This is a genomic window from Photorhabdus heterorhabditis, assembly GCF_001280945.1.
GTDB lineage: Bacteria > Pseudomonadota > Gammaproteobacteria > Enterobacterales > Enterobacteriaceae > Photorhabdus > Photorhabdus heterorhabditis.
On sequence record NZ_LJCS01000140.1, the window covers coordinates 1 to 2260 of the forward strand.

A 2260-nucleotide genomic window follows, 5' to 3' on the forward strand; every position below is an offset into this window, starting at 1 on the left:
GTGGTCAGAACCACGAGTTATCTTTTAATTTACCTGACGGCAATCCAGCCACTACACCCGGCGATTGCTGCGGGAATAACACCGGATAGCCCCCAAACACAGGTCCAAAATCAGGGCAATGTCCCGGTGGTCAATATTGCTACGCCAAATGATATGGGGATATCTCACAATACTTATAAAGAGTTCAATGTCGCCACGCAAGGCGCCGTCCTTAATAACGCCACTCAGGCGGCGCAATCCCAACTGGCCGGGCAACTTAACGCCAACCCTAATCTGAAAGAGAAGCCAGCGGAACTGATCATCAATGAAGTGACCGGCAACCGACGTTCTCAGCTTCAAGGCCAGTTGGAAATTGTGGGTAATAAAGCCAATGTGATGATTGCCAACCCCAACGGCATCACCTGTGATGGCTGTGGTTTTATTCATACTTCGGGCGCCACCCTGACCACCGGTAAACCGCAATTTGATAAACAGGGCGCGCTGGCAGCGCTGGCAGTGAAACAGGGCCAGATTACCATTGGTGATAAAGGGCTGGATGGCAAGGCGACAGAGTATGTCGATATCCTCAGCCGGGCAACCGAATTAAATGGAAAAATTCAGGCCAATACCCTGTCGCTGACGCAGGGCGCCAACCGCATCAACCTGAAAGATGGCACCGTGAAACCTATCGCGGGCGAAGGCGCTAAACCGCAATTAGCGGTTGATACCAAAGCCTTAGGCGGCATGTACGCCAATAAAATCCGGCTGGTGGCGACTGAAGCGGGGGTGGGGGTTAATCTCACCCATCTGACCACCGCGCAGGACGCTATCCGTTTAACCGCTGAGGGTAAAATTATCCTGGGGGAGGTCCAGGCCAAAACCGACCTCCACATCAACAGCAAAGCCATTGAAACGACAGCAAAAAGTCATGTACAGGCCGGTCAACATCTGATGTTGACCACCGACACACTCCACAATCAGGGCCAAATCCGGGCGGGGGGAGATATCACCCTGAAAGCGGCCAGACTGGATAACGTCAACTCAACCCGGCAAAGTCACCCCATCATTAGCGCGGGGAAAAACAGTCGCATTACCGCTGACGAGATAAATAATGGGGGTGAGTTAAGCGCCGCGCACAATCTCACCCTGACCGGCAAAAATTTTTCAACGGAAGCGATAAAAGACCGTCAGGGGAATATCCTCGGTAAACTCAGCGCTGGGGGAGATTTAACCGCGGTATTGAAAGATAAATTTAGTTTTAATTTTGATAAAGAGCATGTTAAAGCGGGCAAGAACCCCACAGATCGGGCGTTAATCACCGGGAAAAACCTGTCTTTAACTGCCCGAGATTTAGTGAGTCGTGCGTCAATGAGGGCAGAACAAAACTTAATCATTGACGCAGAGACAATCTATTTAGGCCAGGGGAACTTAAAAGCCGGGGATCATGTCATGCTGGATGGAAAGTCACATCTTGACGTGAATGGCTATGATATTTCCGGTCGGGATGTGACCTTGCTTGCCAGCCGGGGGGGGCTGTCGGTTGTCTCTGGAGACGACTATACCCCGGAAGGCGTCAGGGTATTAACCACGCTTTCTGCTGATAACCTATTACGTATTATCGCCGAGGGTCCTATTAATATTGCCGATACCCTGATTAACCGGGCGAAAAATATCTTTTTGGCAACCAATGATAAGCTTGAGATTTATGCCTCGGGTGATTTAATTGATGAACAGAGTCCACTCAATGACGGCGCTAAACAAACGTTAATTAATCAGCGTCTGCGCCAGCTCAGCCAATTACAGGCGGATGACAATATTGAGATCCATGCCGGAAAGATTGTCGATCTGAGAAGCATTTCCTTGACGGCAGGGAAAGATATCACGCTGACCAGTGGTGGGGAGCTTGATATCAGTAAAATCACCCCCGAAGCCCCCTATGAATATGAAAATGCACACGGAAAGGGTTATGAAAAGCATGATGAATATGAAAATGCCCGTGACGAGGAAGACGAACAATCTTACCCACAATTTCAATTCCCGATAATCAGAAGTACCCTCACTGCCGGCCACAATTTAACCCTGAATGCCGGCGGTCACCTGGTTGATACTGACGCCACGTTGTTGGTCAACGGGACGACGACAATCACCCAACACAACCCCGAACTGCACTCACCGGCAGGGCGGTATAACTCAGTGGCAGGGAAATATACGCCGGTCACTGCTGCGCTGATTGCACGGGCATTAACTCATGCGCCTCAACTGACCCTAAACGTCTCAGAAG

1 protein-coding gene is annotated in these 2260 nt (G+C 50.4%); it reads left to right on the forward strand.

Annotated features, from left to right (window positions below; translation table 11 throughout):
- The coding region (locus AM629_RS20855) for a filamentous hemagglutinin N-terminal domain-containing protein (protein WP_420806702.1) at nt 1-2260 on the forward strand (2260 nt) is incomplete at both ends.